The sequence below is a fragment of the Actinomyces sp. 565 genome, from assembly GCF_010365615.1.
In the GTDB taxonomy this organism is placed as follows: Bacteria; Actinomycetota; Actinomycetes; order Actinomycetales; family Actinomycetaceae; genus Actinomyces.
In genome coordinates, this window is record NZ_PIZD01000063.1 from 1 (window position 1) to 26,102 (window position 26,102).

At 68.1% G+C, this 26,102-nt stretch carries 23 protein-coding genes and 1 other RNA gene; 4 read left to right on the forward strand and 20 right to left on the reverse strand.

The window, feature by feature from the left end; all coding sequences use genetic code 11:
* Positions 1 to 77: 77 nt before the first annotated feature.
* The 13 genes from GZ997_RS10125 to GZ997_RS10185 form a co-directional block, all read right to left on the reverse strand.
* The gene (locus GZ997_RS10125) at positions 78 to 1,895 is read right to left on the reverse strand and encodes a DEAD/DEAH box helicase (protein ID WP_162679800.1); all 1,818 of its coding nucleotides are present in this window, start codon (positions 1,893 to 1,895) and stop codon (positions 78 to 80) included.
* The gene (locus GZ997_RS10130) at positions 1,892 to 2,272 is read right to left on the reverse strand and encodes a DUF3039 domain-containing protein (RefSeq protein ID WP_162679801.1); all 381 of its coding nucleotides are present in this window, start codon (positions 2,270 to 2,272) and stop codon (positions 1,892 to 1,894) included. The genes GZ997_RS10125 and GZ997_RS10130 overlap by 4 nt, the downstream gene beginning before the upstream one ends.
* A gap of 221 nt (positions 2,273 to 2,493) precedes the next feature.
* Positions 2,494 to 3,231, reverse strand: coding sequence for a glucosamine-6-phosphate deaminase (gene nagB / locus GZ997_RS10135; RefSeq protein ID WP_162679802.1), 738 nt, complete (start codon positions 3,229 to 3,231; stop codon positions 2,494 to 2,496).
* Positions 3,232 to 3,383: 152 nt separating this feature from the next.
* The gene (locus GZ997_RS10140; protein ID WP_162679803.1) at positions 3,384 to 5,114 is read right to left on the reverse strand and encodes a transporter; all 1,731 of its coding nucleotides are present in this window, start codon (positions 5,112 to 5,114) and stop codon (positions 3,384 to 3,386) included.
* Complete coding sequence (locus tag GZ997_RS10145; protein ID WP_162679804.1) at positions 5,090 to 5,902, reverse strand: ABC transporter ATP-binding protein; 813 nt, start codon at positions 5,900 to 5,902, stop codon at positions 5,090 to 5,092. The genes GZ997_RS10140 and GZ997_RS10145 overlap by 25 nt, the downstream gene beginning before the upstream one ends.
* Before the next feature lie 304 nt (positions 5,903 to 6,206).
* On the reverse strand, positions 6,207 to 6,491 hold the full coding sequence (locus GZ997_RS10150) for an HU family DNA-binding protein (RefSeq protein WP_086614378.1): 285 nt from the start codon (positions 6,489 to 6,491) through the stop codon (positions 6,207 to 6,209).
* A gap of 204 nt (positions 6,492 to 6,695) precedes the next feature.
* Positions 6,696 to 7,385, reverse strand: a complete 690-nt coding sequence (locus tag GZ997_RS10155) for an N-acetylmannosamine-6-phosphate 2-epimerase (protein ID WP_162679805.1) — start codon at positions 7,383 to 7,385, stop codon at positions 6,696 to 6,698.
* Positions 7,386 to 7,469: 84 nt separating this feature from the next.
* Entirely contained in the window at positions 7,470 to 8,501 is a 1,032-nt protein-coding gene (locus tag GZ997_RS10160; RefSeq protein ID WP_162679806.1) for an ROK family protein, read from the reverse strand.
* 1 nt (position 8,502) lies between these two features.
* Positions 8,503 to 9,420, reverse strand: coding sequence for a dihydrodipicolinate synthase family protein (locus tag GZ997_RS10165; protein ID WP_162679807.1), 918 nt, complete (start codon positions 9,418 to 9,420; stop codon positions 8,503 to 8,505).
* Positions 9,421 to 9,538: 118 nt separating this feature from the next.
* On the reverse strand, positions 9,539 to 10,363 hold the full coding sequence (locus GZ997_RS10170; RefSeq protein WP_162679808.1) for an ATP-binding cassette domain-containing protein: 825 nt from the start codon (positions 10,361 to 10,363) through the stop codon (positions 9,539 to 9,541).
* The gene (locus tag GZ997_RS10175; RefSeq protein WP_162679809.1) at positions 10,363 to 12,507 is read right to left on the reverse strand and encodes a dipeptide/oligopeptide/nickel ABC transporter permease/ATP-binding protein; all 2,145 of its coding nucleotides are present in this window, start codon (positions 12,505 to 12,507) and stop codon (positions 10,363 to 10,365) included. The genes GZ997_RS10170 and GZ997_RS10175 overlap by 1 nt, the downstream gene beginning before the upstream one ends.
* Positions 12,507 to 13,472 carry an ABC transporter permease gene (locus GZ997_RS10180; RefSeq protein WP_162679810.1) on the reverse strand — a complete coding sequence of 322 codons (966 nt, stop codon included), beginning with the start codon at positions 13,470 to 13,472 and terminating at the stop codon, positions 12,507 to 12,509. Before GZ997_RS10180 ends, GZ997_RS10175 begins: the two co-directional genes overlap by 1 nt.
* A 42-nt stretch (positions 13,473 to 13,514) precedes the next feature.
* Entirely contained in the window at positions 13,515 to 15,149 is a 1,635-nt protein-coding gene (locus tag GZ997_RS10185; protein WP_162679811.1) for an ABC transporter substrate-binding protein, read from the reverse strand.
* Positions 15,150 to 15,352: 203 nt separating this feature from the next.
* On the opposite strand from GZ997_RS10185, the gene GZ997_RS10190 reads away from it, so the two are divergent.
* Positions 15,353 to 16,078 (forward strand): FCD domain-containing protein, encoded by a 726-nt coding sequence (locus GZ997_RS10190; RefSeq protein ID WP_275405374.1) that lies wholly within the window; start codon positions 15,353 to 15,355, stop codon positions 16,076 to 16,078.
* Positions 16,079 to 16,215: 137 nt separating this feature from the next.
* On the opposite strand, the gene GZ997_RS10195 is transcribed toward GZ997_RS10190, so the two are convergent.
* Positions 16,216 to 17,334 (reverse strand): alpha/beta hydrolase, encoded by a 1,119-nt coding sequence (locus GZ997_RS10195; RefSeq protein ID WP_162679812.1) that lies wholly within the window; start codon positions 17,332 to 17,334, stop codon positions 16,216 to 16,218.
* A gap of 395 nt (positions 17,335 to 17,729) precedes the next feature.
* Here GZ997_RS10195 and GZ997_RS10200 point away from each other — a divergent pair, with 395 nt between their 5' ends.
* Entirely contained in the window at positions 17,730 to 17,903 is a 174-nt protein-coding gene (locus GZ997_RS10200) for a hypothetical protein (RefSeq protein ID WP_162679813.1), read from the forward strand.
* A gap of 78 nt (positions 17,904 to 17,981) precedes the next feature.
* On the opposite strand, the gene GZ997_RS10205 is transcribed toward GZ997_RS10200, so the two are convergent.
* Entirely contained in the window at positions 17,982 to 18,464 is a 483-nt protein-coding gene (locus tag GZ997_RS10205; protein ID WP_162679814.1) for a hypothetical protein, read from the reverse strand.
* Positions 18,465 to 18,510: 46 nt separating this feature from the next.
* On the opposite strand from GZ997_RS10205, the gene GZ997_RS10210 reads away from it, so the two are divergent.
* The gene (locus tag GZ997_RS10210) at positions 18,511 to 18,954 is read left to right on the forward strand and encodes an NAD(P)H-dependent oxidoreductase (protein ID WP_162679815.1); all 444 of its coding nucleotides are present in this window, start codon (positions 18,511 to 18,513) and stop codon (positions 18,952 to 18,954) included.
* 92 nt (positions 18,955 to 19,046) lie between these two features.
* Here the strand turns inward: GZ997_RS10210 and GZ997_RS10215 are convergent, their stop codons facing one another.
* The 4 genes from GZ997_RS10215 to GZ997_RS10230 all read right to left on the reverse strand — a co-directional run bounded on the left by GZ997_RS10215 (position 19,047) and on the right by GZ997_RS10230 (position 25,014).
* Entirely contained in the window at positions 19,047 to 19,859 is an 813-nt protein-coding gene (locus GZ997_RS10215) for a hypothetical protein (protein ID WP_162679816.1), read from the reverse strand.
* A gap of 174 nt (positions 19,860 to 20,033) precedes the next feature.
* Complete coding sequence (locus tag GZ997_RS10220) at positions 20,034 to 20,858, reverse strand: MerR family transcriptional regulator (RefSeq protein WP_162679817.1); 825 nt, start codon at positions 20,856 to 20,858, stop codon at positions 20,034 to 20,036.
* Positions 20,859 to 21,451: 593 nt separating this feature from the next.
* A complete protein-coding gene (locus tag GZ997_RS10225; RefSeq protein WP_162679818.1) occupies positions 21,452 to 23,104 on the reverse strand; it encodes an ATP-dependent helicase in 1,653 nt (550 codons plus the stop codon).
* Complete coding sequence (locus GZ997_RS10230) at positions 23,101 to 25,014, reverse strand: TOPRIM nucleotidyl transferase/hydrolase domain-containing protein (protein WP_162679819.1); 1,914 nt, start codon at positions 25,012 to 25,014, stop codon at positions 23,101 to 23,103. Before GZ997_RS10230 ends, GZ997_RS10225 begins: the two co-directional genes overlap by 4 nt.
* 285 nt (positions 25,015 to 25,299) lie before the next feature.
* Between GZ997_RS10230 and GZ997_RS10235 the strand changes: the two genes are divergently transcribed.
* Entirely contained in the window at positions 25,300 to 25,542 is a 243-nt protein-coding gene (locus tag GZ997_RS10235) for a hypothetical protein (protein WP_162679820.1), read from the forward strand.
* Between the two features lie 58 nt (positions 25,543 to 25,600).
* Here GZ997_RS10235 and ssrA read toward each other — a convergent pair.
* Positions 25,601 to 25,969: a transfer-messenger RNA gene (ssrA, locus tag GZ997_RS10240) on the reverse strand.
* Between the last annotated feature and the right edge of the window lie 133 nt (positions 25,970 to 26,102).

Below are 26,102 nucleotides of genomic sequence, written 5' to 3' on the forward strand. Positions count from 1 at the left end.
GGCGCGCCCAGCCGCGCCACGCGCGTCGGCCCCGACGCTCGCCGCCGCCAGCCCCTGCCCGGGCAGCGCGGCGGCGGTCAGCGCCGCCCGACGAACCAGCGGCGCAGTGTCTCGATGCGCCCCTCGATCTGCTCGGTAGTGGCCTGGGCCACCTCCGGGCCGCCGCACACGCGCCGCAGCTCGGTGTGAATCACCCCGTGGGGCTGCCCTGAGCGGCGCGCCCAGGCCCCCACCAGCTTGGACAGCTCCTTGCGGGCGGCGGCGCGCCGACGGGCGTCGTCGACCCCAGAATTGGTACGGCGCTGCTGCGCGGCCGCCTGCTGGCGCTTCTGCTGCTTGATCTGCTGGTTCTGCCGCTGGCGCAGCAGGGCGGTGACCTGCTCGGGCTCAAGCAGCCCGGGCAGGCCCAGGTACTCCTGCTCCTCGGGGCTGCCGACCATGGCGCCGGTGCCGAACTCGCCGCCGTCGAACAGGACCCGGTCGAACTCGGCGGTGGAGTCCATCGCCTCGAACCCGCCCAGCAGATCATCCGAGGCGCTCTCGGTGCGGTTGGCCTCGGCGAGCAGCCGGTCCTCCGGGGAGCCGAACCGGGAGTCCTCCTCCGTGCCCCGCTTGCCGAGCACGTGATCGCGGGCGGCCTCCATCTCACCGGCCAGGCCCAGCAGTGGCGTGACCGAGGGCAGGAAGACACTGGCGGTCTCCCCCTTGGCGCGGGAGCGCACGAAGCGGCCGATGGCCTGGGCGAAGAACAGCGGCGTGGAGGCGGAGGTGGCGTACACGCCCACCGCCAGCCGGGGCACGTCCACGCCCTCGGAGACCATGCGCACCGCCACCAGCCAGCGGTCTTTGGAGGCGGCGAAGGTCTCGATGCGGCTGGAGGCACCGGAGTCGTCCGACAGGGCCACGGTGGGTGCCTGCCCGGTGATGGCGCGCAACTGACCCGCGTAGGCACGGGCGGAGTTCTGGTCGGAGGCGATTACCAGACCGCCGGCGTCGGGCACCTGGCGCCGTACCTCGGTCAGGCGCTGGTCGGCGGCCGCCAGCACCGCGGGGATCCACTCCCCGCCCGGGTCCAGGGCGGTGCGCCAGGCCTGGGACTCCATGTCCTTGGTCAGCGGCTCACCCAGCCGGGCAGCAACCTCATCACCGGCCTTGGTGCGCCAGTGCATCTGCCCCGAATAGCTCATGAACATCACCGGTCGCACCACGCCGTCGGCCAGGGCCTCGGCGTAGCCGTAGGAGTAGTCGGCGCGGGAGCGCTTGATGCCGCCTGCCTCCTCGGTGTAGGTGACGAACGGGATCGGGGACTCGTCGGAGCGGAAGGGCGTGCCGGTCAGGGACAGGCGCCGACGCGCAGGGGTGAAGGCCTCGCGGATGGCGTCCCCCCAGCTGCGGGCGTCGCCGCCGTGGTGGATCTCGTCGAGGATCACCAGGGTGCGGGTGCGGTCGGTGCGCGCGCGGTGCAGGTTGGGGTTGGCCGCCACCTGCGCGTAGGTGACGGCGACGCCGTCGAACTGGGAGCCGAGCGCGCCCTGGGAGTTGGCGTAGGAGGGGTCGATACGGATACCGACCCGGGCGGCGGCCTCCGCCCACTGGTACTTCAGGTGCTCGGTGGGGCAGACCACGGTCACCTTGTGCACCTCGCCGGCGGTGAGCAGCTCGGTGGCAATGCGCAGCGCAAATGTGGTCTTGCCGGCGCCGGGGGTGGCGACGGCGAGGAAGTCGCGCGGCATCGCCTCCAGGTACTGCTTCAGGGCGGCGGCCTGCCAGGCGCGCAGCGGCCGCGTGGTGCCCCAGGCGGCGCGCTGCGGGTAGGCCGGGGAGAGGTTCTCCGCGGCGAAGATGGAGGGCTGGGTCGGGTTGTGCGATGGCTGGGGGCGGCGCGTGGGAGTCACCGACCGCCTCGTCCGAAGGGGAAGCGCGGGCGCTTGGGGCCGGAGCCGCCCTGGTCGCCGTCACCGCCGGGCCGCATCTGCAGGTAGATCTCCTTGCAGGTGGGGCACACCGGGTACTTGGACGCGTCCCGCTTGGGAACCCAGAGCTTTCCGCACAGGGCGACTACGGGGCGACCGGTGCGCATCGCCGCCTCGGCCTTGCGCTTGTCGGCGTAGTGGGCGAAGCGGTCTGCATCGCCGTCGTCGGTCGACTTCAGCTCCTCGCGCTCGAGAACGGCCGTTCCCGCAGACTGACTGGGCTCGCCGGCCGGGCCGGCGGGAGAGGCGGGACCGGCGGGATCGGTGCTGGCCTGAGGCCCGACGGAGATCTGACGCATGCCGCACAGTGTATGCCGCCCGGCAGGTGCAGCCACGACCGGGCGCCTGTGGCGACTCTCTCCCCGACGTTCTCGCCGCGCGATCCTCCTCGCCACCTCTCCAGTCCCTCGCGAGCACCAGTGCAGCCGGCACCTGGCCCGTAGACCACGCACCGGCCGCACTGACACCGGCAGTAACGGCAGTACCGGCAGGCTGCCGCCGGGCCGCCGTCGGGGCACTGCTAGTGCTGCTTGAGCATGCCGGCGGCCTCGCGGTCGATGAGCACCAGGGCGTCGGGGTGGTTCTGCATGACGGTGGCCGGCCAGTCGGGGGTGATCTCGCCCTCCACCAGGTGGGCGATGGCCTCGGCCTTGTTGGCGCCGGTGGCGATCAGCACCAGCTTGCGTGCCTTCATGATGGTGCCGAGCCCCTGGGTGAGGCAGTGGGTGGGGACGGCATCGATATCGCCGTCGAAGAAGCGGGCGTTGTCCGAACGGGTCTGCTCGGTGAGCACGTCGACGTGGGTGGCGGAGTCCAGCGGCCCGCCGGGCTCGTTGAAGCCGATGTGCCCGTCGGCGCCGATGCCCAGGATCTGCAGGTCGCAGTAGCCGGCGGCCGCCATCTGTGACTCGTAGTCCGCGCAGGCCTGCTCCAGGTCGTCCGCGAGCGCGTCGGGGCCGTGCAGGGCCCCGGGGGCCATGTCCACCCGCGAGCGCAGGTTGCGCTCCATGAAGGTGGCGTAGCGCTCGGGGTGTCCCTCGGGCAGGCCGACGTACTCGTCGAGCATGAAGCCGGTGACGCCCTTGAAGGAGATGCGGCCGGCGGCGCAGCGGCGGGTGAGCTCGTCGTACAGGGGCAGGGGGCTGGAGCCGGTGGCGGTGCCGAGTACGGCGTTCGGCTTCTCGTTCAGCAGGGATTCGATGGCATCGGCGGCGCGGGAGGCGATCTCCTCGGCCGTGTCGAGTATGACAAGCTCCATGGTTGGTTTTCCTTATGCTGCTTGGGTGAAGCGGACCCGCGGCCTCTTCCGCGAGGCCGGTGGACGGCGCTCCCGCGCCGCGTGCCCATGCTACGGCGTGCCGGACCAGCCCGCCGGAAGGCGGGACCTTCGGGTTCGGCCGAAGGCGCCTGTCATGCGGCATCGTGCCCGGGCCAGGATCGGATGGTGGCAAGCACCTCGGCGTAGCGCCGGTCCAGGACGCGTCCGCCGAGTACCGATCCGATCCAAGCCGCTGCCCCACCCCATAACGCGCCGCCAGCCAGCAGCAGCCAGCCCCAGGGCCAGGCCTCCAGCACCACGACGGCGATCAGCGCCACCAGGACCGGCAGGCAGACCACGCCAATCACCAGCATTCCCACCATCTGCAGCAGCGCCGCGATGAATGCGGTGCCGGAGGTACGCGACTTCATGGGGTTCTCACCCGGCGCGTTCGTCTCATAGGGAAGCGCCGCGCTGGCCAGACTCGACCAGGCCAGCGATACGCCGTATATTCCCAGGCTTGCCCCCAGGTAGGCGGGCACCTGCGCCCAGTTGCCCGTCAGCCAGCCGCTGAGCAGCAGCACGACGGCGAGCAGGGGCAGCTGCCACATAGCCACCGCAAGCGCGCGCCCGCGGCGATCGCTGCGCCCGGGCAGCACGGCAGCAATATGGGTCCACAAAGCCGTGGAATCGAAGGCCAGGTCGTCGTGAGTCATCCAGCCGGCCAGCAGTGCGGTGAGCAGCCCCACGATGAACAGTGCGCCCGGCGCCTGCCCCGGGGAGAAGCTGGCGCCGGTGAAGACTACGGTGCTCCCACTGGCGGTGGAGTCCGTCATGGTGCTGTAGTTGGTTCCGATAGTCCCGACGAACACCGCGATAACAAGGAGGACTGCCGCCACCTGTACCAGGTAGCGCGGGTCGGTGCGCCAGTAGCGCAGGCAGCGCGCGGCCACGGCCGCCGTCGGGCCGGAGCTGATCCGCTCCAGCCGGCGCTGCCAGGGCAGCACGTCGATTGCGCCGTCCTTAGCGGACTCGCTCCCGGGCACCGACGCCGCGGCGTATGCGTGGGAGCGGGTGCGGCTACGTGCGGGCCCAGTCATGACACGGACCACGACCCGGTGCCAGATCGGTGCCAGTACCAGCGGCAGGGCGACCGCCCCAGCGCTCAGCGCCACCGCCGCCGCCGTCTCGCCCTGGGCTAGGTATCCGGGTGCCGCGAGCGCCCAGCCGAATGGTGTCAGCCCCAGGACCCTGGCGATCGTCATCACCCCGCTCAGATCGAACTGCTCCATATCCAGCACCGCATTCAGCAGGGAGGGCAGCAGGGCGAGCGCCATGACCGCGAAGAAGCCGACGACGGCAAGCAGGTCGCGGCCGCGGCGGGAGGAGGAGACCCCCGCGCCTACGACGATGCTGCGCCCCAGCAGCACGCAGGTAGCCAGGCAGGCAGGGGCTAGCGCCAGCGCCAGCAGGGCGGCGCCTAGCCGCCCGGCGACGGCCCAGGTCAGGGCCGGGGTGAGCAGCACCATCCCGGTGATTATGCCGGGCACCCCGGCGGCGCCGGCCACCGCCAGTCCTCGGCTCAGGGCGCGGGAAGGCGCTGCCCAGGCAGCCATTGCGCGCGGATCCAGAGTCACGTCGACGCCGGTAAGCAGCAGTGGCGCTACCGCCCAGCCGAGGGTGGTGACGGCGCCGACTGCGCCTATAACCGCGGTCGCCGCAGCCGTGTCGGCATGTCCCAGGGCGATGGCCCCGACGACCAGCGGGGCCAGCATTCCCAGCGCACCCGCAGTCCCCAGGACCAGGCCGATCGCGGCCCAGGTATTGCTGCGCAGCGCGTTGAGGGTTATACGCCACCTCAGGCGGACGAGGGTCGCAACCATGACAGCTCCTCCCGGGACGTGCGAGCGCCGACGAGCTGGGCGAAGCGGTCCTCAAGGTCTCCGCCGGCGGCCACCTCAGCGGTAGTGCCGGCGGCGACGACGCGTCCCTGGTCGATGATGGCCACGTTGGTGCAAAGGCGCTGCACGGTCACCATGACATGGCTGGAGATGACGACGGTGCCGCCGGCGGCGATGAAGTCAGTCAGGATGCTCTGGATGGTCTTGGCAGAGATGGGGTCAACCGCCTCGAAGGGCTCATCCAGCACCAGCACACTGGGCGAGTGGACCAGAGCGCACGCCAGGTGCACCTTCTTTCGCATTCCGGCGGAGTAGTCCGCCACCAGCGTGGTGCCCGCATCCCACAGGTCCAGTACGTGCAGGAGCTGGGTGGCGCGAGGGATGACGACGTCGCGGGACAGGCCGCGTAGCAACCCGGAGTAGGTGACCAGCTCCAGGCCATTGAGGCGATCGAAGGTGCGCAGGCCGTCGGGCAGCACGCCGAGCAGGGCCTTGGCGCGGGCGGGATCAGCCCACACGTCCACGCCGTGGACCAGGGCACGGCCGGCGTCGGGCATCAGCAGGCCGGTGGCCATGGACAAAGTGGTGGTCTTGCCGGCTCCGTTGGGGCCGACGATGCCGTACAGGCTGCCGGCGGGGATGGACAGGGAGAGCAGATTCACGGCGATCTTCTGCCCAAAGGCCTTGGCCAGGCCGTCCAATACCAGGGCGGAACGCGGGCCGGGCGCATCCCGACCGACCGGGGGAACAGGCGATGATGGGGCGGTCATACCCGGAAGGTAGCGGTCCCGCACGCCAACCGGATCGTCCGTCAGAAGGAAGCGGGTCCCGGACTCGTAGGCGGTGGCAACTGCCGCGGGCAGGACTGCCAACCTCGGCACGTAACATCTACCGACCTCGGCACGTAACGCCTACCGACCTGGCGGTGTCTGGTGGTGGTTGCACCATTCCGGTTTGTGAGGGAGTGGTGGGGCACAACGAAGGCGCGCCGCCCGTGCGGGGGGCGACGCGCCTTGCGCGGTCGGGAGCCTCAGGCCGCCTCGGGGCCCTGACGCTCCGTGTGGCCCTTGCGGGTCACTTGCCGGAGGCGGCCTTCTTCAGGGCGGAGCCGGCAGTGAGCTTCACACCGTGGCCGGCGGGAATCTGGATCTCCTCACCGGTGCGGGGGTTGCGGCCGGTGCGAGCGGCGCGCTCGACGCGCTCAACACCCATCAGACCGGTGATCTTGACGGCCTCTCCCTTGGCGACGTTCTCCACCAGGACGTCCTGGAAGGCGCCGAGGAAGGCGTCGGCGTCGGTCTTGGTCAGGCCGGCCTTCTCGGCGATGGCGGCAATGAGCTCGGTGCGGTTGATGGACATGTATCTGCCTCTCGATCGGATACTCGTTTGTCTAGGCGTCTGAACGACGGTTGGGCACCTCGATGCGGTACCGCTGGCCGTAACGCTATGCATAAACGGGGCGATTTGTCAGATATGGCGGCGTTTCCCTCGGCGTGGCGTACCGTTTTGTGGCCCACACCAAACACTTCAGGCGCATTCGCAACAAGAACCACACCGGTTCCATCACCGCCGTGTGACGGCGTCAACGAACCACGAGGTAATGGTGGCGGGGTGGGTGATGGCCGTGCCGACCACGACGGCGAAGGCGCCATGATCCATGGCCAGCGCGGCCTGCGCCGGGGTGTGCACCCGGCCCTCTACGATTACCGGGACCCGGGCGATCGCCGCCAGTTGGTCGACGAACTCGATATCCGGCCCGTCGGTGACGGGACGCTCACCGGTGTATCCGGCCAGGGTGGTGCCCAGGATATCGGCGCCGGCGTCCTGCGCGGCTCGGGCATCGTCCAGGCTGCCGCAGTCGGCCATGACCAGGACGCCCGGACGGGCGGCCTTGAGCCCCGACACGGTCTGGGCGAGGGTACGGCCATCGGGGCGGGGACGTCGGGTCCCGTCCAGGGCGACGACCTGCACGCCCGTGGCAGCCACGGCGATGGCGTGGGTGAGCGTGGGAGTGATGAAGACGCCCTCATTGCCGTCCTTCCACAGCCCGATAACGGGCACGTCCACGTGCTGGGTGATCAGGGCCAGGTCGGCCAGGCCCTGGGCGCGGATGCCGACCGCGCCCCCGGCCACGCAGGCCCGGGCGACCTGGTCCATGGTGCGCGGGTCGCGCATGGGCTCACCGGGATAGGCCTGGGAGGAGACGATCAGTCCGCCGCGCAGGCGCTCGAGTACGGGGTTGCGGGTTTGCATATGAGACTCCTTGATGCAGCGCGATGATGTGGCTGGGCAGTGGGCTGAGTGACGCCGCCCAGCAGCTAGGCGCCCGGGCGGGCTTCAGCCGGCACGGCTCAGGCTCCGGGCGGCCTCGTGGGCCGCCCCGATGATCGGCGCGGCCGTGCCCAGGGCGGCCGGCACGAGCGGCAAGTCCGTGGCCACTGGCTCGATAAGCTCACGACGCACGGTCTCGCGCAGCGGATCCCACCACAGCCGCCCGGAGCGGGCCAGCCCTCCGGAGATGATCACCCGGTCGGGGTCGAGCACGGTGACTACGCCGGCGATGGCCTGCCCGAGCGCGGTGGCGGCCTCGCGGTACAGGCGACGGGCGTCGGGGTCACCGGCGCGGGCGAGGCGCTCGACGGCGTGGGCGCTGACCACGTCCTGGGCGCCGGTGGCCTCCCGGTAGCGGCGGGCGATCTGGGGGCCGGCGGCCACCGCCTCGAGGTGGCCGGGCCGCCCGCAGGTGCACCGCTCCCCCGCCGCCAGGCCGCAGGGCATGTGCCCCATCTCCCCGGCCAGGAAGTGCGCCCCGTGGTGCACGCTCCCATCCAGGATCACCGCCCCGCCGACGCCGGTGCCCACGGCCACCACCAGCGCGCAGGCGGCCCCGGCTCCGGCCCCGATCCAGGCCTCGCCGGCGGCATAGGCGTTGACGTCGTTGTCGACGTAGACCGGGGGAACTGTGCCGTCCAGTCGCTCCAGGCCTGCACCGGCCAGTCGCTCGGCCACTCCCCCGGCGACATCCGTTCCGCTCCAGCCGGTGATGGCGGCGGTGGCGGAGACGACCGTGCCGCGCACGGTGTCGATTACGCCCGCCGCGCCGATGCCGACCGCCGCCACCGGACCGGGGCGCCGCGCCGCCGTCGTGCCCGCGCCCTCGGCGGCCACGGCCACAACCAGCCCGGCTATGGTGTCGAGCATGGCGGCCGGACCCGCGTGGGCCGGCGTGGGCACCTCCTGCACGGGCCCGCGTAGGGCTCCGGCGGCGTCGACGCGCGCGGCGGCGATCTTGGTGCCGCCCACGTCCACGCCCACCAGCACCTCGCTCGGGGTGGGCCGGTGGCCGTCCCGGCCGGGTACGGCGGCCATCTCAGATCAGGCCCTGGGTGCGGGCGATCGCCAGGATCCGGGCGCGGGTCTCGCCCTCCAGGGCACGCACCGGGAAGGCCATCTCATTGGTGTCGATGGTGCCCTGGGCCGCCATGACGGTCTTGAAGGCGCCGATGCCGGACGCGTCGGCGGAGCGGCCGCGCGGCACGTACACGATCTCGAAGCCGGCGCACAACCGTTCCTGGATGGTGCGGGCCTCCTGCCAGCGCCCGGCGCGAGCAGCCTCCCACAATTCCGCGTAGGCGCGGGGCTCCACATTGCCGTAGCCGGGCACGCAGCCGTCAGCCCCCAGCAGCGCCATGCCATCTACCACGCACTCGTGCCCGGTGAGCAGCGCCAGGGGGTGTCCGGCGGCGGCGTTGGCCGCGACCAGCCGACGGAAGCCGACGTCATCCCCGGAGGAGTCCTTGACCCCGGCCAGCACGCCCTCCTTGCCCAGGGCCACAAGCAGGTCGCGGTCCAGCTTCTTGCCGTTCAGCCGCACGGGCACGTCGTAGGCCAGCAGGGGCACGCTCAGCGCGGCAGCGATGGCACGGAAGTGGTCGGCGATCTCGCCGGCGTCGTTGATCGCATAGAACGGGCAGGCGGCGACGACGGCGTCGACGCCGAGGGACTCGGCCCGCCGGGCCTGCTCGATAACCCGGTGGGCGGTGGTGTCAATGACTCCCGCAAGCACGGGTACGCGCCCGGCGGCCTGCTCCACGGCGGCGGTGAACACGGCGTCGCGCTGGGAGTCGGTCAGGTAGGCGATCTCGCCGGAGGAGCCGCCGATGAACAGTCCGTGCACGCCGGAGGTGACGAGGAAGTCGACGGTGCGGCGGAGGGAGTCAAGGTCGATCTCGCCGTGCTTGAAGGGAGTGATGACCGGCGGGATGACGCCGGTGAAGCGGGTGTCCATGTGATGGTTTCCTTGCAGGTTGGGGTGCAGGTTGGGGTGCAGGTTGGGGTGCAGGTCGGGGTGCAGGTCGGGCTGCAGGTCGGGCTGCAGGTCGGGGTGGGTTTGCGGGGCCGGCCGGTCAGGCCTCGAGCAGGCTGGGTACGGCGCCGAGCAGGGTGCGCGTGTACTCCTGCCGGGGGTGGGCGAAGATCTCCGCGGTCGTGTTCATCTCGATGATGCGGCCGAAGTACATGACGGCGATGCGGTCGGAGACGTAGCGGACCGTGTTGATGTCGTGGCTGATGAACACCAGGCCCAGGCCGAGGGCGGCCTTCAGGTCCTGCAGCAGGTTCAGGACCTGGGCGCGCACGGACACGTCCAGGGCGGAGGTGGGCTCATCAGCGACGATGATGTCCGGGTCCAGGGCCAGCGCCCGGGCGATGGCGACGCGCTGGCGCTGCCCGCCGGAGATCTGCCGCGGCAGCACCTCCAGGGCGCTGGGCGGCAGCCCCACCAGGTGCAGCAGGTCACGCACCCTGGCCTCCCGCTCGGCGGGCGAGCCGATGCCGTGGACGTTAAGCGGGTCGATGAGCGTGTCGTGCACGATCATGCGCGGATTCAGGGCGGTGGCGGGGTCCTGGAAGACCACGGACACCGAGCGCCCCAGGGCGCGACGGTCGGCGGCGGAGTGCCCGAGCGGACGGCCCTTGAAGTAGACCTCTCCGCGGGTCAGCGGCTGCAGGCCGGTCATGACGCGGGCGGTGGTGGACTTCCCGCAGCCGGACTCGCCCACCAGTCCCAGGGTCTGGCCGCGGCGCACCGTCAGGGAGACGTCGTTGACGGCGTGGACGGTGTCGGGGCGGAAGAGCTTGCCGGTACGGGACTTGTGGATCACGTGGGCGTGGCGCAGCTCGATGACCGGGTCGGTCTCGGGGTTCCAGTCGGCGTACTTGTCGGCGCTCATCAGTGGGCCTCCTGGGCGAGGATCGCCTCGAGCTCGGGCGTGGTTGCGTAGTAGTGCTCGCGTGCCCCGGCCACGGGCCGCAGCACCGGGCGGGTGTTCAGGCCGACGTCGGGATGGGACGAGCGCGGGGCGAAGCGGTCCCCGGATACGAACTCCTGCGGGCTGGGGACGGTGCCGCGCACCTGGTGCAGGCGCTTGGAGCCGGCCTCGATGGACAGCACCGCCCCGAGCAGGCCGCGGGTGTACTCGTGGACGGGGTTCTCCAGCAGCTCCGCGGTGGTGGCCTGCTCGACCACCTGGCCGGCGTACATGACGGTGATGCGGTGGGCGACCTTGGCCACCAGGGCCAGGTCGTGACTCACGAACACCATGGCGAAGCCGAGCTGCTCGCGCAGCCGGTTCAGCAGGTCGATGACCTGCTTCTGCACGGTCACGTCCAGGGCGGTGGTGGGCTCGTCAGCGATGACCAGGCTGGGGTCGCGGGTGAGCGCCATGGCGATCAGCACGCGCTGACGCTGCCCGCCGGACAGCTCATGCGGGTAGCTCTTCAGCGTGCGCACCGGGTCCAGGCCCACCAGCTCAAGCAGTTCCTCGGCGCTGCGGGTGCCGCCGCGGGAGGTGAGCTGCTTCATCTGGGAGCGGATGAGCATGGAGGGGTTCAGCGAGGACAGGGCGTCCTGGTAGATCATGCTCATCTCGTGGCCGCGCAGGGCGTTGTGCTCCTTGGGGCTCAGCTCCAGCAGGTCGCGGCCCTGGAAGCGGACCCGCCCGGTGATGAGGGCGCTTGCCGGCAGCAGTCCCATGACCGCCATAGAGGTGATGGACTTCCCGCAACCGGATTCGCCGACCAGTCCCATGGTCTCGCCGGGGCGCACGGAGAAGGACACGCCGTCGACGATGTTGACCTCCCCGTGCTGGGCGGGGAAGGCGATCGAGAGGTCCTCCACCTCCAGTACGGGCTCCGCCTCCGGAGTGGGGTAGACGAGCCGGTCGTGGCGGGCGAGCTCCGCCCGGCGCAGGGCGGCCAGCCGCTCGGCGAGCGGTACCTCCTCGCCGGCGGGCTCCACAATCCCGGTCAGGGCACTCTTCTGCCCGCCGGGGACAGCGTCGGCGGCGTCGTCGGCGTGGACGCGGACGGCGTGGCCGGCCTCGTCCCAGGCCTGCTCGGTCTGCATGGCCTCCTCATCGGCCTCGACGTCCACGTGGGCGCGGATGCGTGGGGAGGCCATCGCGTCGGTCAGGCCCTCGGACAGGATGTTCAGGCACAGGGTGGTGATCAGGATCATCAGGCCGGGGAAGAAGGTCGGCCACCAGTGGCCGGACAGCAGCAGGGCCTTGCCCTCGGATAGCATGTTGCCCCAGGTGGGGGTGTTGACCGCCTTGATGCCGGCCCCGATGAATGACAGCGAGGCCTCGAAGACGATGGCGTCGGCCACCAGGACGGTGGCGTAGACCATGATCGGGGCGACGCAGTTGCGCACCACGTGCTTGGCCAGGATCCAGGGGACGCGGGCTCCCATGACCTTGGATGCGGCTACGTAGTCCTCCCCGAACTGGGCGAGGACGTTGGCGCGCACCACGCGGGTGAGCTGGGGCGTGTACACGATCGCGGTGGCGATGATGATCACGGCCACCATAGGCAGCCCGGAGGCGGACATGGCCAGCACCAGCACGGCCGCGAGCGCGATCCCGGGGAAGGACATGAGCACGTCGAGCACGCGCATGACCACCTCCCCGATCCACTTGCGGCTGGTGGCGGCGATGGCGCCGAGCACAGCGGCCAGGGCCAGGGCGATGCCGGTAGCGCTCAGGCCCACCACCAGGGACACGCGGGCGCCGTAGACGGCGCGGGAGAAGATGTCCCGGCCGGTGGCGTCGGTGCCGAACAGGTGGGCGGCGGAGGGGGCGACGGCGGGGTCGGAGGAGACGACGTCGCCCACGCCCTCCACATGGGTGACGGTCTGGGCGGAGGCCAGGCCGGTGGCGCCCGGGTTGTAGGGGGCCACGAGCGGGGCGAAGACGGCCAGCAGGGCAATGGCGGCCAGGACGATGACGGCGATCTTGGAGCCCAGCGGCAGGCGGTGCCAGCCCTGGAAGCGCAGGCCGGGGGCGGATACCTTCTCCAGTGTGCGGCGGTGGGGCATCAGACGCTCCTGATCCTCGGGTTGACCAGCACGTAGAGCATGTCAACGACGATGTTGATGATGATGAAGGCCAGTGCGACCGTGATGGACACGCCCTGGACGATGTTGACGTCATTGCGGGTGATGCCCTGGAAGATCAGCTGCCCCATCCCCTGGATGTTGAAGATCATCTCGATGACCACGGCGCCGCCCATGGCGTAGCCGAGGCGCAGGCCCAGCACCGTCAGCGGGGTGATCAGGGCGTTGCGCAGCACGTTGCGGGCGACGACGACGTGCTTGGGGATGCCGGCGCCGATGGCGGTGCGCACGTAGTCGCGGTCGAGCTCCTCGACCATGGCGGTGCGCACCACGCGGGTGAGGGTGCCGGTGTTGGGCACGGCCACGGCCAGGGCCGGCAGGAAGATCTGCCGCACGTAGGCGCCGGGGTCGTCGCCGAGGGAGACCCACTGGGTGACCACCGAGGGGAAGGCGCCGGTGGCGCCGGGGATGTCGCCGAACCACTGGATCAGCAGCAGGGCCAGCCAGAAGGAGGGAGTGGCCAGGCACAGGATGGAGATCACGCGGATGACCTGGTCGGGCCAGGCGTCCCGGTACAGGGCGGCGAGCACGCCGAGGATGGTGGCGGCGATGACGGCCAGAAAGATGCCGATGAAGGTCAGCTGCAGGGTGATGGGGAAGGCGCTGGCGACCATATCGGTGATCTTCACGCCGGTGAAGGTGGTGCCGAGATCGCCGTGCGCCAGGCCCACCAGGTAGTCCCAGAAGCGTTGCAGCAACGGGTCGTTGAGGTGGTGGGCCTGGCGGTACTGCTCGAGGGCGTCTGCCGTGGCGGCCTCCCCCAGCGCCAGGCGCGCCGGGTCGGCCGAGGAGAACGACATGACGACGAACACGAGCAGTGTCACGCCCAGCACCATGATCGGCAGTGCCACCAGGCGGCGGCCGATCAGGCGGAGGAGGTTGGACACTGGGGTAGTCCTTTGCCGGGGGTAGGTCTGGGCTGCCGGGGGTCAGGCGGCGGTGGTGCCGACGTCGACGAAGGACAGTCCGGTCAGCGCGATCGGCTGGAAGCCGACGAGTGCCTCGGCGTCGTAGGCGGTGGGCGACTTGCGGTGGAAGATCGGGTAGAGCGGCACGTCCGCGGCGATCAGGTCGAAGATCTCCTGCCACTTGGCAACCTGGGCCTCGCCGTCGAGCTGGACGGCCTCGTCCAGGGCGGCCTGCACCTGGTTGTAGGCGTCGGTGCCCTTCCAGTGCAGGCGGGTGTCGGTCCAGGTGTCGCCGGCGTACCACCAGCGCATGAGCAGGTCCGCGTCATTGCCGAAGACGGAGGGGTCACCCGGGGCGATGACCACATCCCAGTCGCCCTGGGCGGAGTCGATGAAGGAGTAGACATCCGCGGACTTCTTCTCGTCATAGTGCACCGTGATGCCCAGGGCCTCGAGGTTCTCGCGGATGATCGGGCGGACGGAGGCGAACCAGCCGTGGTCGGAGCACAGCAGGTTGATGCTGGTCACCCCGGCCTCGGCCAGCAGGGACTTGGCCTTGTCGGCGTCGTAGGTGTAGACGGTGCTGGCCTGCCTGTAGGCGGGGTGGTCGGCCTGGACGAAGCAGGTGGCGGGGGTGGCGAGCGTGCCCATACCGGTCTCGCAGATCTTGGTGTAGTCCAGGGCGTACAGGATCGCCTGGCGGGCCCGGACGTCGGAGAGCGTGGCGTTGTTGAACATGGCGAACAGCAGGGAGAAGCCCTGCTGAGCGGCCACGGTGATGGGCGCCTGCATGGTGGCCAGGTTGGCCACGGGGACGGCGTCGATGGCCTGGACCGCGGAGGAGGTGATGGCGTTGGTGCGGGTGGTGTCGTCGGGCAGGATCTGCCAGGTCATGGACTTGGCCAGCGCCGGGTGCGGGCCGTTGTAGTTGTCGTTGCGCTCAAAGACGATCGTCTGGGAGGCGGCGCCGTTGTCGGTCATGGTGTAGGGGCCGGTGCCGATGGGGTTCATGTCGAAGGCGGCGGCATCGGCCTCGACGGCGGCGCGCGGCACGATCTTGACCACGCTGATGCGCTCGGCCACGAGCGAGTAGGGGTACTTGGTGGTGATGGTGACGGTGGCGTCGTCCTTCGTCGCCACGGAGTCGATGAAGGTGATGAACTGGGAGTAAAGGGAGTTGTTGTCCGGGTCCAGTACGCGCTCGAAGGAGAAGACGACGTCGTCGGCGGTCACGGGCGTGCCGTCGGAGAAGACGGCGCCGTCGCGCAGGGTCACCTCGTAGGTGGTGTCATCCACCTGGTTGGGCAGGCCGGCGGCCAGGGCGGCGTAGCACTCGCGGGTGGCGGGGTGCAGTTCGGTCAGGCCCTCCAGGGTGTGCCAGTTGGCGGCGACGGTGAGCGCGGCGGAGGTGGTCATGGGGTCGTAGCCGTTGGTGCCCAGCTCGTAGGAGATGCCGGCGGTGATGGTGCCGTCGGCGTTGGAGGCGGCGGCGTTGGCGGCAGGTTCGCCCGCCGACGTGGTGGCGCCGGAGCCGGTACCGGTGGAGTCGGAGCCGCCGCAGGCAGCGAGGGCGGCGGTCAGGCCGGCTGCGACGCCGAGGGTGGAGGACAGGCGGATGAAGTCGCGGCGGGAGGCGCGGGGAGTCGAGATCGTCATTGAGGTCTCCTGAGATCGGACGTCTGTTGTCTGACGTCGGTAGAATCACTGTAGCAGGCATCAGACATCTGATCAATCCCCGGACGGAGCCGTGATTGTGTGTAACGATGACCCGGGAACCATCCCGTTCTCCCCTGGCCAGCAGACACGCACAAGCAGGACACCGTTACCGGAGCCGAAGAGGAACGATCACCGTGGTGGACATGAAGCGGGGCGCTTACGCCTCAATAAGCGGAGCAACGACCCAGGCCACAGGCGCGATGAACGCCATCAAGGACTACATCCTGCTGTCCCACCTGCAGCCCGGTGATCCCCTGCCGACCGAGTCGCAGCTGTGCGAGACGCTGGGCGTATCGCGCTCCTCCGTGCGGGAGGCCGTGCGCACGCTCACCGCGCTGGACATCGTGGAGGTGCGTCACGGCCATGGCATGTTCGTGGGCCAGGTATCCATGCGGCCGATGGTCGAGTCGCTCGTCTTCCGGGGCCTGCTGAAGCCGGGGGACGACTACCGCAGCCTGCGCGAGGTGGTGGAGGTCCGCCGCACCCTGGACACGGCCCTGACCGACGCCGTGCTGGGGGCGTGGCATGGGCGCGAAGATGCCGAGATCGACGCGGTAGTGGATGAGATGGAGGCGCTGGCGGCGCGCGGGGAGACCTTCACCGACCAGGACCGCGGCTTCCACCGGATGCTGCTGGCGCCGGTGCCCAATCAGCTCTTCGCACACCTGATGGAGGCGTTGTGGGCGATCCACACCATGACGGTTCCCATGCTTGACGCGCCGCACCCCGATGACATCGTCAAGACCGCCAACGCCCACCGGGCGATGCTGCAGGCGGCCCGTGCCGGGGACGCGGAGGCCTACCGCGAGGCGGTTGTGGCTCACTACGAGCCGCTCATGGCCGCCCTCCACCCAGACCGGCACCAGTAACACGCCCAGACCGGCACCAGTAACACGCCCAGACCGGCACCAGTAACACGCCCAGACCGGCACTAATGACGCGCCGAGACCGGTAGAACTAACGTGCCGAGGTCGGTCACGGACACGCCTGTGGCCGGCCCAGTCCGTCATTGTTCGTCATTGAGCTCGCCGCCGGCCCCACCGCCCGGGGCAGCCGCCGTAATCGTCGGGAAGGTCCCCTCCCCCATCACCCGCGACAGGTTGAGGCGCGGGTCTTCGGGCTCCAGCAGCCGGGTGAGCCAGCTCAGTCGTGCGGCCTCCAGGCCGTCGCGCAGCCAGGTGGTGCTGACGTACTCCATGGCGTGGGTGGCGCCCGGCCACACGTGCAGTTCGCAGTCCCCGCCGTCGCGCCACAGGGCGGCGGCGAAGGCGACCACCTCGTCCCGGAAGGTTTCGGCGTCGGCGACCGACAGGAACACCGGCGGCAGCCCGGCCAGAGCGCCCGGCTGGTCGACGGCGCGGCCGGCCGCCTCGTATTCGCTCACCTCGGACCCGCCGCGGCGACCGGGCAGGATCTGTTCCCAGGCCCAGTCGTTCCACTGCGCCGGCCACAGCCCGTCGTCGGGGAACTGGCGGGCCGACGGCGGTTGCACCGTGCCGTCGGGGCCGGGTAGCCCGGTACGGTCGTCCAGCATCGGGTAGTCGAGCAGGTAGCCCAGCGCCCGGGGCCCGCCGCGGTCGCGGGCGGCCAGGGCCAGGCAGGCGGCCAGTCCCCCACCGCCGCTGGGCCCGACGACCACGATGCGTTCCGGATCCGCCCCATAGTCCGCGGCGTGCGCGGCAGCCCAGGTCAGCGCCGCCAGGCAGTCCTCCCCCGCTGCGGGTGCGGGGTGCTCCGGGGCCAGGCGGTACTCCGGGGCGACGACGATGCCGCCGAAGCATCGCGCCCAGTTGGCCGGGGCGGCCAGGTCGTCGAAGCGGCAACCCATCACCCGGCCGCCGCCGTGGATGGACAGCAGCAGTGGAGCGCCGGGCTGTACCTCGTCGTCGGGCGGGAGCACCACCGTCAGCGGCATGGCGGTCCCGTCTTCGCGGGTCAGGGTCTCCTCGCGCAGGCGCACCTCCGGGTGGGCCGCAAGGAAGGCGGCGCGACGCTGGGCGACCGGTAGGCGACGGGCGGGCAGCGTGGCGCTATTCAGGGGCGGGAGTCCGCCGGCGGCCTCGAGGCGCTGGAGTACGAGCGCGGTGGCGGGCTCGTAGGGCGGGCGGGGCGGCGTCGGCGTCATGGGCGGAGAGTACGCGTACCGCCGCCCCTTTCCGCTCCGCCCGGGCGCGCGAGTCCGAAGAACCGGGTTGAAAGGCACACACAGGTACCTGCGGCGCGTATCCTTCGATTCCGAGGCGGGCGTGTCGCATGGTTGCGAGAAGAGGCGGTCATGTTCTGTCCACAGGCCGCAGGCGCCACCGTTCAGACGCAGGACGGTTCCGACCTCACCTTTGAGGCCGATGCAGAGAACCCGGCGGCCCGGCGCAGTCTGGAGGACAGTGGGCTGGACCCCGACTCCACCGGCGTGGTGGTTCACGTGGCCGAGGGAGACCTCGCGGTTTCCGAGGCCCTGTACTGGCAGTGCGGCTGGATCGACGAGTACTTGAACGCAGCCGACGCCGGGACGCCACGCGCATGGATAGCGCCGAGGTGCAACTGGGCACCTTCCCCACCCTCAACGCCATCACCACCTACGCTCCGGAATTCGCCGAGATGCACTCGTACATCGTGGTGCCCATGATTGACGGCGACCTCGATATCGGACGCCGATGGCTCGACAAGAACTGCCAGGCCTACACCAACCGCTAGCTCGACGCGGCCGGGCGGCACGCGGGTCGGCCGCTGCGCGGGGGCTTGCGATACCACTTTCGAAGCCGAGCCTCTCGACTAGTGCAGTTCGGCGCTGAGGAGCATGAGACCTTTCGTCACCAGATGCTCAATCGACGTAACCTCGCCGCACAGACTCATCCGTCCGCCCTGCCCCACGAATCCCTCCGGGTAGCTGAGCATTGGGTAGATGCTGTAGCTGTACATTGTGAGCTGCATCCGGAACATTGCGCGCTCGGACTCCGCCGCATTGGGGAACTGCCTGCGCAGAACTTCCGCAAGCTCGACGAAGAACGTGTGGATGTCGCACTGGAAGTCCTTGATGGCCTCATCGCCGCACTTGCTGCGCAGGGAGACGTCATTGATAGCGCGAAGCTGCAGGATGAGCCGGCGGCCGAGCAGCGACTCGGCAAGCTCGCGGCAAAACTCCTCCCGCGCCATCCGCCGCTTGAAGCTCACGCGCATCTCCGCCGCCCATGCGGCGTACTCGCGCCGCATCAGGTCGAGATAGACCTCCTCCTTCGTGGCGTAGTAGTGATACACAGATGGACGCGCGATCGAGCACTTCTTGGCTATCGCGGCCAGGGCGATGGACTCGTACTCCTGCTCGGCCAGCAGTGCCTACGTCGTCGTCGTGCAGACTCCCATCAACTGGTTCTCCGCACCGTGGATCTGGAAGAAGTACACCGACGAGGTGTTCAACGTCGGCCTGCACGATCAGACCTTCCTGACCGGAGATGGCCGCACGCGCAAGGACCCGACCAAGCCGTACGGCTCGGGTGGGCTGATGGCACCGCGCAAGGCGCTCGTCTGCACCACGTGGAACGCGCCCCGGGAGGCGTTCGATGAGCCGTCCAACCCGACGCTCCAGGGGCGTTCGCTGGCGGACATACTCAGCAACATCACCTGCACCTTCCGTTTCTGCGGCTTCGAGGTGCTGCCCGAGTTCGGCATCTTCGACATCTTCAAGAACCCCAACGTCGAGGCGGACCTCGCCGCCTACCACGACCACCTCGAGAAGCATCTCGGCTGATTCGGTAATTGATCGACGCCGCCCGGCCGGCTCCCCCTCTGGGGGGCCGGCCTCACTCGGACTCCGAGGACCCGCGCCGCCGGCGCGCGGCGCTACGCGTACGGTTCCTGGTAGTCGGATAGCCAGAAGCCCGTAGTGCCCGTGAGAAACGCCTTGCCGTCCACCACGCTCCCGGGTTGCGGCGCAGGTGTTGTGTCGATGGGCAGCCCCAGTGTGATGGGGAATCCGCAATCGGCGTTCACCTTGTACCACTGATTTCCGGTGAGGCGGTTCGTCACGATCGTCACCTCATTGCAGACGGCCTTAAGCATGCCGATGGGGCTGGCATCCTGTGGCCCGGCCTCGCCGCCGTAGAGCGCGAACAGCCACGGGCTCGCGACGAACCGTGGGCCGATGTAGACCTCGTCGGGCAGGTCTTCGTCCATCCTCTTGGCCGGCGAGTCCTTCATGCTGATCGGCGTCTGGGTCTTCTTCCACTCCTCCTCCGAGTCGAACACCTCGACGTTCACGGCGATCGCACCAACCCGGTAGTCGTGGAAGCGGGCCACCGGGCCGTCCGCATCAAGCCCATGCACCGGATACATATGGGGGTCATCGACCCACATCAGCAGGCGAGTCATCTCCTCACCATCCTCGTAGAGGACGCTGACGTGAGCGACGCCCGGAACGACCTGCCAGCCTTCGACGCTGACTCGCGCAGGGCCAGCAACGGTGAGTGACTCGCTCGAGGTGCCGTCCGCCGTCTCGAACAGGCAGATGTTGGCTCCTGAGTCGTCGGCGTAGACCACGATGTGGTTGAACTGATCGTTGCGCGGCAGGCCCATCATTGCAGGCGGCGTTAGCAGGTCATACGTTGCTTGCCAGTCGGCAAGAAACCCGACCGCCTCCAGGTAGTTGTTCTCCATGCCAACAGAGTCTCACGAAGGTCCGACACGAAAGCCGGCTACTTCTGACCGCCAGGCGCTGCGGGTTCTATCCCTGGACAATCCGCCTCGCCGATGATTCGCCCCTTCCCGGGCTTCACCGACGAGGCGGATTGCCGCAATCACTCCGGGCTTCGCTGTCGTGCGACTGCACGCTCAGCCGAGCGGGATGCATACCTCGGTCACGAGTTGATCCGCGGGAACCGCGTCCGGCGTCGTGAGGTAGATGTTGAACGCCTTCCCCGCCAGGGAGTCGTCGGCCGGGGGTGTCAGCCCCTCTGCGGCGATTCGGGTGGCCAGCCGGTCATGGGCCCCGGTGAGCTGGTCGTACGGCCCGACGACGTGGGCCACGAGGCAGTCCCGAGCCGGAAGCTCGTGGACCTGCAGCGGGGACGCGGCCGTTGTTCCGGGGGCGACGGACAGGAAGATCTCCTCGTCGACATCTCGTTCGGTGAACTCGGCGTCGTGCTCGATCACTCCGCACGGGCCAACGGGCTTGATGCCCTGCCGGGTGATCTCGGGCATCATGCGAGCCCAGAGAAGGTGCTCGTCGGCGTAGGTCGGGATGACGTCGCGCAGGGCGACGATGGTCATGGCCGCGATGGTGCGGCGCTCGACGGTGATGGACATGCTGGTTTCTCCTTCGATAAGGCGAGAGATGAGAGCCAGCCGAGCCTGGGCGGCGCGCGCCTCCTCGACGACGGTCTCGCGCTGGAGCTCCAGCGCAGCCGACCATGCCGGGGTGCCGCGGGCGGCGAGCAGGGCGGAGATGGCGGAGACGCCGAACCCGACATCACGCAAGTTCCGGATGTCCGCGGCGTCGCGCAGCTGGTGCGGCGCATAGCGGCGGTATCCCGTCCACGGGTCAACGTCCACGGGTACCAGGACGCCGTGAGCGTCGTAGTGACGCAGCATGCGTACCGACAGGCGACTCAATGAGCTGAACTCGCCGATCGTCATGAGGCTCGTGGTCTCGGCCATGGCTCCAGCATGCGCCCTAACACCGTGTCAGGGTCAACCCTCAGAGTTATCAGCGGGCGGGGCGTCGTGGCCCCGCATCCCTAGTAGGCCGCTTGCAACGGTCACCCCACCCGTGTATTGCACGACCCCGGGCCGTACTCCACGACCTTGGTGCCTGTTGCACGACCCCGGGGTGGTCGTGCAACGCACACGAAGGTCGTGGAATGTCACCAAGGTCGTGCAAAAGACCGCCTCCAGCACCGACACCGATCAACACTAAGACGCATGCTGAAACACCGTCTCAACGCCAATGACCCGACTCTCACACGCAGGATCAAGCCAGACACAAACATAAAAAACTGCTAACTCGTCGACGTATCAGCGCCAACAGGTTCTTGGTAGAGCTCAGGGGGCACGTGTCGAACTTCGCTTTACGCGAAACCACCTCATTTTGATCAGTCAGCGACTTGGAGCACCAGAGAGTCGCAGATCGACACGTTCCCCCGCGCAAGGGCTAGGTTAAGGCCATGTCATTCGACCGTCTCGTGAACTCGGACTTACCTTCGCGTAGCCCACGCTTCCTCCTTTCGTGCACACAGTTCGATACGGACGCACTAATTCTCATTGGCATAGTCCAGGAACTCCTGCATCGGATTGCGTAGCTCTTGCCATGACTTCGACGCGTCCGTCGGGCGAGGACGTCGTTGTGAATGGGTCAGAATCAGCTCATTCTTGGCCCTTGAGATCGCCACGAAAAATTCCGCCCTGTAGTCCTCTCCCCAGAAGAACTCTTGCTCCACCCCGAAGACCACGACCTTCTCGAACTCGAGTCCCTTGCTCTTGTGGATCGTCAGGATTCGGACGGCATCCTCTTCAGAGAGCCGCACCATAGCTGCTACGGGATCTCCATCCTTGTCGAGTTCTTCCTGGAACACGGCAGTGGTCTGCTCGAGGAGTTGGGCCAGCCGCTTGCCACGCTGGTACTCGGGCGAAAGGGCACGCAGGACCGGCCGGGTGACCAACTCAAGGAACTCGGAGATGATTCTCCTCCACTCCGCCGGATCCGATCGTGCTGCTGTGCACTCTCGGAACCACTCACGCTTCGCCTCCAAGAAGCGAGTCACGGCCCTAGAGCGGCGCAACGCCATCTCCTCGGTCAGACTGGTCTGAGTGACCAGGCGCATCAGATGCTCATAAGCCGCTGACCGGCGACCGTCAGCCAGGACCCGGACGAGATCGAGAATCAAGGCCGCGGCTGGCTCGGCCGTCAGATCCTGACGACTCTGCTCGTTGCGCGACGCGATGCCACGAGCGTTCAGTTCATCGATCAGCAGCCGGCACGCCAGGTGGGGCTGCTTGCGGACCAAGACAGCGATCTCACTCGGCGGAATATCGGCGCCGAGCCAAGCCTTGATTCGGCCTGCGATCGCCACTGCCTCATCCAGAGACGTGGCGAAAGGCAGCACCTCAATGGAGCCCGCACTTCCAGCAAGCTCTGCGAGTGGCACCGCCGCTGGTGGATCCATGTCCTTAACCATGCGGTTCTGCATTCGGCGCAGGACCGGCTCGGATCGGTAGTTCTGGTACAGAGTCAGCCGTTGAGCCGTGAAGTCCGTGGCGAAGGTCTGCATGATGCCGTCCAACGCACCGGCCCAGCCCATGATCCGTTGCTTGACGTCGCCGACCGCGGTGACAACAGCGTCGCCGCCGAGGAAGACTTCCTTAAGTAACAAGTACTGGATTTTTGTGGTGTCCTGAAACTCATCGAGAAACACATGGGTGTACGTCTGCCGGATCGCGTTTCGCGCGTGCGGACTCTTCCTCAGGATCTCCAGCGCCAGCGGCACCAGGCAGTCGAATGTGATCTGCTTTCCGGGCACTCGATACTTAGAGTCAATGGTGTAGTCCGGATCGAGGGCGTCCTTGCCGGTCAACAGGGGTCGGTAGTTGTCGATGATACGCTTGGCGAATGCGTGGAAGGTGAAGCTGTCGAATCGCACGGCAAGTTGCTCGCCGCAGCGCCTGCGAACGCGATCACGGATGTTCCGCGCCGCGTCCACCTTGAACGAGATCGCCAGGATCCGATGCGGATAGCGGCATGCGCCCGTCTTCAACAAGAAATCCGCCCGTTGGGCAAGCAATTCGGTCTTGCCAGCGCCGGGACCGGCACCCACGACAACGTTAGCCGCCGACTGCTTGACTGCCTGTAAGGCGTTCGGCTCAAGCGTGATCCCGTCTGCCGGCCGCCAGTCCTCCGGTTGGATCATTCTGGGATCGACTCCAACCGCTTCTGAAGTGCGTCCACCAACCGCATAAGCGGCTCCGGCAAGTCTTCGACCAGCTCTTCGTCCGTGAGTTTAGACATGGCAGCGATGTGGCTTGCAGGCTTGCTGCCCTGCTTGAACTGTCGCTGATACTCGTCGAAGAGTTGAAGGTAGACGTCGTCGAGTCGATCCACATTGGCACGCGCCTTGCCAAGGACGGCCTCCTTCGTGGACTCATTCGGTGTAGCCGCCTTGACGTCATACGCGTCGGGGTAAGCCTCCAGCAGCATCAGGTCGAGGTCGAGCGGGTAGGAGAAAAAGACGCCACGCCTCTCCAGCGCTCGGAGCCCACTATGTTCGCCGAACCGCGGGAAGTCACAGTCGTCATCCCAGGCTGGAATCTTGGCGACGGACTCGTCCTTGAACGTTCCGGGTCGGAACTTGTTCAGCTGCTTGGCCGCGTAGCTCACCCTCCCCCAGCCACCCCGGTGGCGCCCGCAGTCGAGATCGAGCAGCGTGATGTACGGGATGTCCAAGTGCTCGAGCAGCCGCCAGAAGTGATTTACGTGACGGCCACCGAGTGGGACGACGCAGACCGAAACGTCATCCTCTGCAATTCCGGCAGCAGCGAGCACTCGAGGGAGGACGATCTGCTCGCTGTCGCCCTCGCCCAAGACGACGAGGCGCGCGAAGTACAGCTCCGGGTAGGCCAGCACGGCTTCGCGCACGTACTTGGCGGCCTCGTCAGTGTCGGAAGGCATCGTGATCGTGCGGACGGTCGTCGTGCGGTCCTCGGCCAACCGCAGGAACCGGATGTCTTCCGGCTCGGCACGATGTAACAGCGCCGGGGCATGCGTCGCGACGACGCCCTGCACGTCCTCCTTGTCGCTTGCCTCGCGGAGCTGTCGGACGATCCGGCCAAGGTAATGCGGAGCGAGGCTGTTCTCCGGTTCCTCGAGTGCGATGACGATGTGAACCGGGGGCCGCAGTCTGTCGGGATCGAAGGCGACCTCCTCGCCACTCAGCACCTTACGCGCGATCCCCTGCCATGCCAGGACGAGCGAGATGTACAGCAGCGACTTCTGGCCGTCACTGAGCCGTTCGAAGCTGACCACGTCACCTGCCGGACCTGGTGCGAAGATGACCGTCAGCTGACGCAGCACCCCCTCAATCTCGCCCCGTCCGAAGGCGATAGCCGGATCCTTGAAGAAGACGCCCTTGTGCAGAACAGCCCAAGTTTTCTGGATCTCGGCACCGATGTCCATCACGGCATCGTTACTGGCCATCATGGTGGAGATCTCTTTAGTCAAGCGCGCCAACTCGGATCGCTCGTGAGTCCAGTCAGCAGCTCGAAGCATACGTCCCAGTAGGGAGGCGGTCGTGTACGCGATGTGGTCAACGGGGTCACGACGCGCTGGCAGGTAGTGCACCTCGATGAACGCCCGGTCGTGGCGCGACATGCCCGACCGCTGCATCGGCTCACCGTTAGCATCGACCTGGGTGATGTACTCGATCTTCTCATCGATGTAACCGTCTGCGTCGAGGATGGCCGTAAGGCGGACCCGAACTCGTGGAGGCTCGGCTGGTGCCTCCATCGCCATGTGGGTGAAGAACGCCGGAATCGACGGATGCGTCTCACCCTCGTCGGCCGCTTCCGCAAACTCGATGTCCACCTCGATCCAGAGCTCGTTGTCCACCAGATCCGGGTTAACAGTTGCAGGGACGTGGAAGTCCTCAGGCTGAACGCGGCGCAGCGCAGGCAACGGACTGAACAGTCGCGCCAGTGCTACGAGAACAGCGGTTTTACCCGCTCCGTTCGGACCGAGCACGAACGTTAGCTGGTTGAGTTCGATCTCGGTTGGGTCAGGCCCAAACGACTGGAAGTTCTTGAGTCGAAGTGTGCGGATCCTCATGGGAGTTTCGGGATCTCCTTGGTTGGCCACCCAGTTTGGGATCGATTCGAATGTGCCTGTGCTCCCGCATACTAGTAACAACAGCTCGCTTTAACGGGATGGACGCGCCGGTAGCCTTGCTACCGAAAGCTCGACATACGCGTACTTCCCCGCGAACGACAACCGCTTCTGGGCGGACGCCGTGCTCCGTGTTGAGTTGGCACGAACCGCCGAAAAAGCCCACAACGTGCATCGCGTCCCCGCGATGACCCAGCAGGCGATGTTAGCCGAGACGTGGACCAGAGCATGGCATCGTCGGACACCGAGTATCGCGGCATGGAGATGGAGGCAACCACGCTCTTCGTCGTCAGTCAGCACTTCGGTGTTCCGGCTGATGGCCTGCGCCGCGCCGCCGGTGACGTCGCCGGGGCGGACGATCACCGCTCGGGCGAGGGCGCGGCGGGCAGCAGCGGCGGGGAGGGTGGGAATGGTCATGGCTTGGGGCCTTCCTGTTCAGGCGCGCCCGTGCCGATTCGTGACCTTTCCTGACCCCACTGGGACCCCACAGAGGGGGCCGCGGGAGGGTTTTCGTTGGTATTCCAACGAATAGTGGAGATGCGGGGAATCGAACCCCGGTCCGACGGCAATGCAACAGGACTTCTCCGGGTGCAGTTCGCTGCTGATTTTCTCAGCCCCGGCGTCTCACGCGAACAAGGACGCAGACGGGCTCAGCCACCTAAGTGTCCCGAGACCCCCGGTGGCATGGGGCCTCGGCAGTGGCTTCCTAGATGACGCCAGGAACCGGGCCGGAAGCGTTCCCGGGCTGGCGAACTTCGGCTCTCGTCAGGCGACGAGGACGAAGTCGGCGCGAGTTTTATCGGCACCTATAGGTTTGCACAGGGCGTTGACGAGATGACTGTGCCTCCTCGACCCGCTTCTCCTGAATCCACGACCGTCGTCGAAACCGATCATCCCCTGTTGAGTTCTTCCCGCCCGCGAGCGGCACGGGAACACGCTGAAACCTCAGCAACTCAAGGGTACCAGCGCCCGCCGCAGCGGATACGAGACCTTCACCACTACTTTTTGTTTCGCCGAGTCACTAGGACCGC

Bases quoted from the DNA above. Each gene is read 5' to 3' on its own strand.
- GZ997_RS10130 (WP_162679801.1), bottom strand. From the start codon at position 2,272: ATGCGTCAGATCTCCGTCGGGCCTCAGGCCAGCACCGATCCCGCCGGT.
- GZ997_RS10155 (WP_162679805.1), bottom strand. From the start codon at position 7,385: ATGCAAACCCGCAACCCCGTACTCGAGCGCCTGCGCGGCGGACTGATC.
- GZ997_RS10140 (WP_162679803.1), bottom strand. From the start codon at position 5,114: ATGGTTGCGACCCTCGTCCGCCTGAGGTGGCGTATAACCCTCAACGCG.
- GZ997_RS10165 (WP_162679807.1), bottom strand. From the start codon at position 9,420: ATGGACACCCGCTTCACCGGCGTCATCCCGCCGGTCATCACTCCCTTC.
- GZ997_RS10220 (WP_162679817.1), bottom strand. From the start codon at position 20,858: ATGGCCGAGACCACGAGCCTCATGACGATCGGCGAGTTCAGCTCATTG.
- GZ997_RS10190 (WP_275405374.1), top strand. From the start codon at position 15,353: ATGAAGCGGGGCGCTTACGCCTCAATAAGCGGAGCAACGACCCAGGCC.
- GZ997_RS10200 (WP_162679813.1), top strand. From the start codon at position 17,730: ATGGATAGCGCCGAGGTGCAACTGGGCACCTTCCCCACCCTCAACGCC.
- GZ997_RS10150 (WP_086614378.1), bottom strand. From the start codon at position 6,491: ATGTCCATCAACCGCACCGAGCTCATTGCCGCCATCGCCGAGAAGGCC.
- GZ997_RS10170 (WP_162679808.1), bottom strand. From the start codon at position 10,363: ATGAGCGCCGACAAGTACGCCGACTGGAACCCCGAGACCGACCCGGTC.
- GZ997_RS10160 (WP_162679806.1), bottom strand. From the start codon at position 8,501: ATGGCCGCCGTACCCGGCCGGGACGGCCACCGGCCCACCCCGAGCGAG.
- GZ997_RS10145 (WP_162679804.1), bottom strand. From the start codon at position 5,902: ATGACCGCCCCATCATCGCCTGTTCCCCCGGTCGGTCGGGATGCGCCC.
- GZ997_RS10195 (WP_162679812.1), bottom strand. From the start codon at position 17,334: ATGACGCCGACGCCGCCCCGCCCGCCCTACGAGCCCGCCACCGCGCTC.
- nagB (WP_162679802.1), bottom strand. From the start codon at position 3,231: ATGGAGCTTGTCATACTCGACACGGCCGAGGAGATCGCCTCCCGCGCC.
- GZ997_RS10185 (WP_162679811.1), bottom strand. From the start codon at position 15,149: ATGACGATCTCGACTCCCCGCGCCTCCCGCCGCGACTTCATCCGCCTG.
- GZ997_RS10215 (WP_162679816.1), bottom strand. From the start codon at position 19,859: ATGGAGAACAACTACCTGGAGGCGGTCGGGTTTCTTGCCGACTGGCAA.
- GZ997_RS10230 (WP_162679819.1), bottom strand. From the start codon at position 25,014: ATGAGGATCCGCACACTTCGACTCAAGAACTTCCAGTCGTTTGGGCCT.
- GZ997_RS10210 (WP_162679815.1), top strand. From the start codon at position 18,511: ATGGACTCGTACTCCTGCTCGGCCAGCAGTGCCTACGTCGTCGTCGTG.
- GZ997_RS10175 (WP_162679809.1), bottom strand. From the start codon at position 12,507: ATGCCCCACCGCCGCACACTGGAGAAGGTATCCGCCCCCGGCCTGCGC.
- GZ997_RS10225 (WP_162679818.1), bottom strand. From the start codon at position 23,104: ATGATCCAACCGGAGGACTGGCGGCCGGCAGACGGGATCACGCTTGAG.
- GZ997_RS10235 (WP_162679820.1), top strand. From the start codon at position 25,300: ATGGCATCGTCGGACACCGAGTATCGCGGCATGGAGATGGAGGCAACC.